The organism is Streptomyces sp. NPDC007095, assembly GCF_040634475.1.
Classification (GTDB): domain Bacteria; phylum Actinomycetota; class Actinomycetes; order Streptomycetales; family Streptomycetaceae; genus Streptomyces.
Map to the genome: position 1 here is coordinate 1 of NZ_JBEYFS010000349.1, position 8,174 is coordinate 8,174.

General features: G+C 68.0%; 7 protein-coding genes and 1 pseudogene. 3 read left to right on the top strand and 5 right to left on the bottom strand.

All coding sequences use genetic code 11. The features are described from left to right. Window positions 1-956 (bottom strand): aldehyde dehydrogenase family protein (locus tag ABZ656_RS54190; RefSeq protein WP_360279585.1); only part of this gene is annotated, 956 nt, incomplete at its 3' end. 172 nt (window positions 957-1,128) lie between these two features. Between ABZ656_RS54190 and ABZ656_RS54195 the strand changes: the two genes are divergently transcribed. The 3 genes from ABZ656_RS54195 (at window position 1,129) to ABZ656_RS54205 (ending at window position 4,717) form a co-directional block, all read left to right on the top strand. Next, on the top strand, window positions 1,129-2,052 hold the full coding sequence (locus ABZ656_RS54195) for a helix-turn-helix transcriptional regulator (RefSeq protein ID WP_360279588.1): 924 nt from the start codon (window positions 1,129-1,131) through the stop codon (window positions 2,050-2,052). 578 nt (window positions 2,053-2,630) lie between these two features. Continuing rightward, window positions 2,631-3,131, top strand: coding sequence for a hypothetical protein (locus ABZ656_RS54200; protein WP_360279591.1), 501 nt, complete (start codon window positions 2,631-2,633; stop codon window positions 3,129-3,131). Window positions 3,132-3,262: 131 nt separating this feature from the next. After that, the gene (locus ABZ656_RS54205; RefSeq protein WP_360279597.1) at window positions 3,263-4,717 is read left to right on the top strand and encodes an NF041680 family putative transposase; all 1,455 of its coding nucleotides are present in this window, start codon (window positions 3,263-3,265) and stop codon (window positions 4,715-4,717) included. Window positions 4,718-4,980: 263 nt separating this feature from the next. On the opposite strand, the gene ABZ656_RS54210 is transcribed toward ABZ656_RS54205, so the two are convergent. The 4 genes and pseudogenes from ABZ656_RS54210 to ABZ656_RS54225 all read right to left on the bottom strand — a co-directional run. After that, window positions 4,981-5,742, bottom strand: coding sequence for a metallophosphoesterase family protein (locus tag ABZ656_RS54210; protein ID WP_101404083.1), 762 nt, complete (start codon window positions 5,740-5,742; stop codon window positions 4,981-4,983). 1,081 nt (window positions 5,743-6,823) lie between these two features. Next, window positions 6,824-6,949 carry a hypothetical protein gene (locus ABZ656_RS54215; RefSeq protein WP_360279600.1) on the bottom strand — a complete coding sequence of 42 codons (126 nt, stop codon included), beginning with the start codon at window positions 6,947-6,949 and terminating at the stop codon, window positions 6,824-6,826. Window positions 6,950-6,988: 39 nt separating this feature from the next. Further along, window positions 6,989-7,514, bottom strand: a pseudogene (locus ABZ656_RS54220) (transposase); the annotation flags it as partial. Beyond that, window positions 7,444-8,174 (bottom strand): alpha/beta hydrolase (locus ABZ656_RS54225; protein WP_360279594.1); only part of this gene is annotated, 731 nt, incomplete at its 5' end. The pseudogene ABZ656_RS54220 and the gene ABZ656_RS54225, both read right to left, overlap by 71 nt.

Genomic DNA, 8,174 nt, shown 5'->3' on the forward strand with positions numbered 1-8,174 from the left:
ACCGCCGCCCGGCCGGAATCCAACAGCCGCGTGAGCCGGTCGAAATGCCGCTCGTTGATGATCCGGCCGAAGTCGGCCGCGGTCTGCGGGCTGGTGCCGAACTGAGCTTCGACCGCCGCACGCAGGGCGGGAACCAGTGCGGCAGCGGTCGCAGGATCGGCCAGAACATAGTCGGGGGCTATGCACTGCTGACCGGCGTTGCCGAACTTGGCGCCCACCAGCCGCTTGGCGGTCTCCTCCACATCGGCGTCGGGCGCCACGAAGACCGGCGACTTGCCTCCGAGTTCGAGCGTGACGGGAGTGAGGTTCTTGGCGGCTGCGGCCATGACGATCCGGCCGACGGTGCCGTTGCCGGTGTAGAAGATGTGGTCGAAGCGCTGTGCCAGGAGGGCCTTGGTCTCCTCGGCGCCCCCCTCGACCACGGTGAGCACGTCAGGGTCGAAGTACTCTCGCAGCAGGCGTGAAGCGACCGCCGAGGTGTGCACCGAGATCTCGCTCGGCTTGGCCACCACGGTGTTTCCGGCGGCCAGTGCGCCGATGATGGGGTCGATGAGAAGGTGCAGCGGGAAATTCCAGGGAGCGATCACCAGGACGACCCCGAGCGGGTCGTACGTGGTGTAGGCCGTGGTCGTGGGACCGAAGTGGGCGGGAACCTCCACCGGGCGAGGCTGAAGCCAGCTCTCCAGATTCGCCAGCGTCTCGTCGATGTCGGCGACAGTGAAGTCGATCTCCTGCGTCTTCGCCTCGGCGGGGTTCTTCCGCAGGTCCGCCCAGAGCGCTTCGATCAGCTCCTGCTCGTTCTCGACCAGCAGGGCCCGCAGCCGCTGCAGCTGGTTGACGCGCCAGTCCAGTCCGCGGGTGACGCCGGCGTTGAACGTCGCACGAAGGCGGCCCACCACCTCCGCGGCCGTTTCGCTCTGGTGCGTCCTCGACTCGGTCCCCTGTGTTGCGGTCATGGGGTGTGCTCCGTTCTTGATGCAAGCCACGCCCCGGCTGCCTTCCAGCCGGGCACGGTCCGAGCGTGCTGGACGATCCGGTATTCACCCAGGTCACGGCTTTGCGTATGCCCGCGATGCCTACCACTGGCTGGGTCAGGCTGGTGTGCGTCCGGCCGTGGATACTCGAGGCATGGACGAATACCTCGAACCGGTGCACGAGCCCGCCGCCGGCGCGCTGGACCCGCGTGCCGAGCTCAGCGAGTTCCTGCGCACCCGGCGGGCCCGGCTGAAGCCGGAGGACGTGGGCCTGCCGGACTTCGGACGGTACCGGCGGGTGCCGGGGCTGCGCCGCGAGGAGCTGGCGCAGCTGGCCGGAGTGTCGGTGGCCTATTACACGCGGCTGGAGCAGGGCAACGGGCGGCACGTGTCGGCGGAGATCCTCGACGCCATCGCCCGCGCGCTGCGGCTGAGCGACGCCGAGCACGCCCACCTCACGCACCTGGCGAAGCCGAAACAGCACAAGAAGAAGCCGGCCGGCCGCACCCAGCAGGTGCGGGGCCCCCTGCGGACGCTGCTGGACACCATGGACGGCGTCCCGGCGATCCTCGTGGGGCGGCGCTCGGACATCCTCGCCTGGAACCGGATGGCCGCGGCGGTCTTCGGCGACTGGGTCGAGCTGCCGGCGCACGAGCGGAACTGGGCGCGGCTGGTGTTCCTGAGGCCCGAGTACCGCGACCTGTTCGTGGACTGGGAGCACAAAGCGAACGACGTCGTCTCTCAGCTGCGCATGGACGCCGGCTCCCATCCGGACGACCCCCGGCTGTCCGCTCTGGTGGGCGAACTCTCCGTGAAGAGCGAGGAGTTCAGGCGGCTGTGGGCCACCCACGACGTCAAGGAGAAGTGCCACGGCATCCAGCGCCTGCACCACCCGCTCGTCGGCGAACTCGACCTCCGCCTCGAGTCGTTCCACCAGGCCGACGCCCACGAACGGATGCTGGTGACGTACCACGCCGAACCCGGTTCCCCGTCGGCGGAGGCACTACGACTGCTGGCCAGCTGGGGCACCGACGCGACAAGGGCGGGAGCCGGGATGCCGCCGGCACGCACGGCTTGATGAACAGTTGATCATCGGTAGTTGGCTGCGCGCCACGCCCAGCGTCCCTTCGCACGCCAGACGCCTCCCGGGGGCGGTGTCGGATTCAGGACGGCGCGGGCGTGCTGCGGTAGGCAGTGGAAGAACGGTGCCGCCGCTGCGCAGGGCGTCGTTTTCGAGGGTCAGCTGGCGGATGGCCTCCTCGTACAGGTTCCGGCGGGCTGACTTCTCCCCGCACGTCTGCCGCGTCGACATCAGGTACCGCTCCAGGTGACGCACCCGCAGCTCCTCCACCCGTCGCGGCGGTTCCGTGGGCCCGTTGACCGTGGACACCTCCCGGTCCCAGCTCGTGTCTTACAGACGAGGTCCACGCTCGTCGCGACGACGCCACCACTCGTACGCCGCCCGGTCATCCATGGACGCGTCGCGCCAGTCACGCTGGCCTCGCGCGAACCACAGAAAGTCGAAGTACGTGCGCAGATCCCGGGCTAAGCTTGTTCTTTAACCTCCGTCTGGCCCTGGCAGGGTGGCTGGCGGGCCTGAGCATGAGCGGTCGAATCGGGATGCGCTGTTCTGCAAGGCAGTTGCATACTCACCGCATGGCCACGTTCTCTGCTCGGTTCCGGGACCCGCGCAGCACCGAGTACGACTTCATCACCTTGATCATGGTGCGGTGCCCCGGTTGTGAGAAGGCCGCCCGTGTCGTTCCGGCGCCCGAAGACGCCAGTCCTGGGGGGCGGATTCTGTTCACGCCGCGGCGCCTGGTCTGTCATGGCTGCGGACTGTCGCGGGTGTGGAGCGGCCGCCTTGTCACGCTCTCTGCCCGCACAGCTCAACCAGCGACGGATCCGTACTTCGGTATGCCGCTGTGGCTCCAGGTCGAGACCCGGCACGGGTGGTTGTGGGCGTACAACCTCGAACATCTCGACTTGATCCGTCGTTTCGTCCAGGCGTCGCTGCGGGAACGAGCGCCCTGGTACGACACCGGACAGAAGATGACCTTGGTGGCCCGTCTTCCGGCATGGATCAAGAGGGCGAAGAACCGAGACGAGATCCTGCGTGCCGTCAGCCGGATCCACGCCTCACTGGTTGCCGCCTGACCTGCTTACCAGCGTCCGAACGGCACTCGAACTTGATCTCTGCTTCCGCTGTTCGGCGGACGTGCGGGCGGCCTCCGCACGATCATGTGCTCCGACCAAAGAGGCACTTGACCAGTACGAAGGCCGTGAAGGTGAGTCTGCTGCCTGATGCTGTTCCGGCGGAGGCGTTCGCGCAAGCGTCACGCTTCCGGGAGGACTTATTCGACTGTCTGACCGCGCGCGGGAACGAACTGTTCGACCTCACGGACGCGTTGCTGTGCGCGGACGGGCCGGTGACCTCGCCGGTGGACCTGACGCTGGTGGCCGAGCACCGGCGCGGGCACGGCGCGATGTACGAGGCGCTGAACTGCGGGAACGTGGACGTGCCCCGGCTGCGGCAGGTGCTGGCCGGCCTGCCGATGCCGCAGGCCGCCGACGGCCGCCTGGTCCTGGCGGTCGACGTCAGCAACTGGCTCCGCCCCGACGCGCCGACCAGCGCGGACCGCCTGTTCTGCCACGTCTACGGTCGCAGCGGACGGTCCTCGGACCAGTTCATCCCCGGCTGGCCGTACTCCTTCGTCGCCGCCCTCGAATCGGGCCGGACGTCCTGGTGCCAGCTCCTGGACGCCGTCCGTCTCGGCCCCGAGGACGACGTCGCCGAGGTCACCGCCGCCCAGCTCCGCCGTGTGGTCGAGGACCTGATCGAGATGGGCCGCTGGCACGCCGGCGACCGCAACATCCTCATCGTCTTCGACGCCGGCTACGACGCCCCGCGCATGGCCCACCTCCTGACCGGCCTCCCGGTCGAAGTACTCGGACGGATGCGCTCCGACCGCGTCATGCGACGGCCGACGCCCACGCTCAAGGAGTACGCCCTGGCCTATCCCCAGGGCGGGCGACCGCCGAAGCACGGCAAGGAGTTCCGCTTCGCCAAGCCGGACACCTGGGGTGAGCCGGACGCGGCCACGACGCAGGTCACCGACCGGTACGGCACCACCCACGCGATGGCCTGGGACCGCATCCACCCCCGCCTGACCACCCGCTCCGCCTGGATCGATCACACCGGCGAACTCCCCATCATCGAAGGCACGTTGATCCGCCTCCAGGTCGACCGCCTGCCCGGCGGAGGCGACCCGCTCCCGCTCTGGCTCTGGTCGTCCGCCACCGGCCTGGACAGCGAGGACGTCGACGTGCGCTGGCAGGCGTTTCTGCGCAGGTTCGACATCGAGCACCTCTTCAGGCTGATGAAACAGACCCTCGGCTGGACCCGTCCGAGGCTGCGAACCCCCGAGGCCGGCGAGCGCTGGACCTGGCTGATCATCGCCGCGCACACCCAGATCCGCCTCCTGCGCGGGGCAACCGCCGACCTGCGGCGGCCGTGGGAGAAGCCCGCCGAGCCCGGCCGGCTCACCCCGGCCCGAGTCCGCCGGGGGTTTCGGAACCTCCGCCCGCACCTGCACTGCCCGGCCCGTGCACCAAAACCCTCAACACCCGGCCCGGGACGGCCACTTGGCTCGAAGAACCGGCGGCCCGCCACCCACTACGACGTGGGCAAGACCGTGAAACGACCCGAGAGCATCACCGAACGAAACCGACTCACACCATAAAGAACAAGCTAAGAAGCTGTTGTGCTTCCTCTTGATCCGTGACGTTCTGTAACTCGGCTGGTGCGCGGCAAGGTGGCGAGCGGTCCTCTGATGCCGACGAGGAGGGTGCACAGCTGCTGGCTAAGCGGGTGCATGAGATCAGCGCCGACCGGTACGGCCCCGTGTTCACCGATGATGTGGCGGGTTGGGGCATGATACTGGTATGAGTCGTTGATCGAGTAGTCGGAATTCTGGGGTGTGCGGCCATTGATGGGCGCACAATGTCACGGTGCGTGACTGTGTCCGTCCCGAGGGGCGAAGGCTTCGAGAGCGTCTGCGTCGGTTGCTCGCGTGTGGAGGAAGTAGTCGGCCCACTCGGCGATTTCAGGGTATGAGGAGTCCTGGGTGACCTGGGTGATGGCTGCCTCGATGTCGAAGGCTGTGGAGCGTAGTTCGACGCCGGGGCCCAGGAGCGCCCAGTGGGCGCCGGCCCGTCCGTAGGGCATGCCGATGCTGCCGGGGTTGATCACAAGTCGGCCGTGGGCGAGGCGGACGAACGGCATGTGTGTGTGCCCGCAGACCACCGTGCGGATGTCGGTGTCAAGCCCGCTGAGGACTTCTCGCCAACGGTCGAGGCGTGAGTCGACCAGAACGACCTCTTCATCGTCCCGAGGGGTGGCGTGACAGAACAGCACCTTTCCCAGGCCGTGTACTGGCAGAGAGCGTGATTGCGGCAGCTGGCCGAGAAGGTCGATGTGGTCTTCGCGTAGTTGTTCGGCGGCCCAAGGAGCGATCGGATCGGGGATCGAGTCGCGTTGGCCGCGGCGGTATTCGAGGAGTTCACGGTCGGCGTTGCCGCTGATCCAGACGACGCGGTCGCCGAGAGAGGTCAGTCGGTCGAGGACCTGGGTCGGTTGCGGACCGGCGGTGATGTCGCCGGTGAGCACGATGCGATCGGCGGCACTCACCTCTGGTTCGGCGAGCACGGCCTCCAGGGCGGGCAGGACTCCGTGAATGTCGGACAGTACGGCTACTCGGTTCAGCATGGTCACCACTGTGGGATGAGGTCTCCTTGGAGGAGGGGCCGTTCGCCTGACGCGTAGTTCCAAGGAGATGACTGCTTCAGCGCGCGTGGTCGCCGGGAGGTACTTCTTCCAGGTGCCTCCGGCCTGCGCGGCCACGGCCTCGGTGTGAACGGCGTGATAGCCGAGCATCCCCGCAACGACCGAGGGCGGCGCCTGGAGGACGAGTTGCCGCAGGGTGGCGGTCCGGCCGTGGAGGGTGGGGACTCCTGCGGTGGTCAGCCGCTTGCCGAGGGTGGCGGGGTCCATGGGCTGTCCGGCCCGGCGTCCGGGGAAGAGCCAGTCGCTGGCGGGAAGAATGCCGCCTGGCCGATTCGGGCGTCCGTCACGTATGTAGCCGAGCAATAGCTCGGCAAAGGGCTCGGGAACCGGTGTGGGCGGGTCGCCGAGGAGGAGCGCGACCTGGTAGCCGTCGTGCTGGACATCGTGGACGGTGAGCCGGACGAGCCGACGGACGGGCTGGGCATAGAGGAGGATCAGGGCTGCCCCGATCCGTTCCATGAGCGGGAGATCGTCGCGGGTCATGATCTTGCGGATTAGAGCGATGCGGTGGTGCTGGCTGATCGGGGCCGGGTTCTCCGTGCGGATCGTGGGGACTTTCAACCGCGGCATGACCTGGTGGTCCATGCTCCAGCGCAGGAACGCTTGGACGACGCGGCGGGCGGTGGCGTCCTGGGCGAACCAGGCGTCGAGGTCGGCCTGGGTGCACTCGCCGACGGCGCAGTCCCGTTCGGCGAGCCAGGTGAGGAAGGCGGCTGCCTGGATGAGCTGGGTGCGGGCGGTTTTGACGGCCCCGGGGCCGAGGGGCCGCTTGGCGGCGGTGGTCCGGAGCTTGCGCAGGATGTGCCAGGTGGCGAAGCGGTTCAGGAGCTGACGGTGTTCGAGGTTCTTGATGCTGTCGAGCCATTCGGGCAGGCGGCGTTCGAACAGCAGGAGGTGCCGGTCGCGGTGCTGCAGGACGCTGGTGTGCATGAGCAGGTCATGGACGTGGGCGACCGACCGCCAGGGCGAGAGCGGGTCGTGTCCCGCGTGATGGTGTAGGCGATCAACTGGTAGGCGTGTTCGGGGTATTGGCCAGCGCCGGGGCGCTTTCGGGGAGTTCGGGATAGAGCTGGTCCATGCTGCCTTCGGGCAGGTAGCGGCGAGGGAAGGCGATCCATTCGTCGTGCATCTCGAAGAGCACGGCGGTGACCAGCCGGAGCAGGGCGTCGTCGTTGGGGAAGACCTGGACGCGTCGGTGCGGCGTTTGATCTCCCGGTTGATCCGCTCCAGCGGGTTGGTCGACTGGATCTTCTTCCAGTGCCGCTCCGGGAAGACTGCGAACGCGGTCAGGTCGTCCTTCGCTTCCAGCAGCATCTGTTTGACCCTGGGGAACTGGCCGCCGAACATGTCGGCGACGGTGTCGACCTGGGCCCTGACCGCAGTCTGGCCGGGCTGGGCGAAGATCGTGCGGATCGTCGCGGCGACCATCTCACCGGCGTCCTTCGGGATCACGCCGAAGACGTTCCGGAGGAAGTGGACCCTGCATCTTTGGTAGGCGGCGCCGATCATCACCTTGCGGATCGCGGCGGCCAGGCCGCTGTGGTGGTCGGCGATGACCAGACGGACCCCGCCGAGGCCACGTTCACGCAGGTGACGCAGGAACTCGTCCAGAATGCCTCGGTTTCACTGTCCCCGACCATCACGCCGAGGACCTCCCGGCCGCCGTCCTCGGTGACGCCGGTGGCGATCACCACCGCCCGGGAGGCGATCTGGTGCCGGATCCGGGTACTGGAACAGCGAGGCGTGGCCGGAGTCGGGGTAGACGATGAGCTGGGCGCCGGGGATGTGCTGGGCCAGGTGGTAGGAGTTGATGGTGGGGACCATGACATCGCGTCGGCCGTTGACCACCAGGGTCGGTTGAGTGATCGTCCGAAGCTCGGCGAAGGGCTCGCCGTGCGGGCGCTTCCAATCGACGATCGCGGATGTCTGCGCCTGCATGGTCTGCCGGGACATCGGCGGGTCCACGTCGGTGGTGCGCTGGTGGCGACGCTCCCAGAACCTTTCACCGGCGGCCTGGCTGGTCGGTGTGGGTTCGAAGAAGAGGAACCGGAAGTCGTCGAGAGTCAGCACTTCATGCCGGGTGGCGACATCGTTCACGTCGGGGTGCCGGTCCGTATCGTCGCCGGCTCGGGGCTTGGTGCCGGCGAGAACGAGCCTGCGGACCAGTTCGCGGTGGCGGAGTGCGAGGGCCTGCGCGACATAGCCGGCGATGGAGAAGCCGAGGATGTCGACGCGGGTCAGGCCCAGCGCCTGGATGAACGCCGCCGCGTCATCGGCCTGCGCTTCCACGGTGTCCGGGGTCTGGCCACTGGAGCTTGCGACGCCTGTGTTGTCGAACAGAATGACCGGACGGT

Excerpts from the sequence above, each read along its gene's own strand:
- ABZ656_RS54195 (WP_360279588.1), top strand. The coding sequence starts at position 1,129 with ATGGACGAATACCTCGAACCGGTGCACGAGCCCGCCGCCGGCGCGCTG.
- ABZ656_RS54200 (WP_360279591.1), top strand. The coding sequence starts at position 2,631 with ATGGCCACGTTCTCTGCTCGGTTCCGGGACCCGCGCAGCACCGAGTAC.
- ABZ656_RS54210 (WP_101404083.1), bottom strand. The coding sequence starts at position 5,742 with ATGCTGAACCGAGTAGCCGTACTGTCCGACATTCACGGAGTCCTGCCC.
- ABZ656_RS54215 (WP_360279600.1), bottom strand. The coding sequence starts at position 6,949 with ATGCACGACGAATGGATCGCCTTCCCTCGCCGCTACCTGCCCGAAGGC.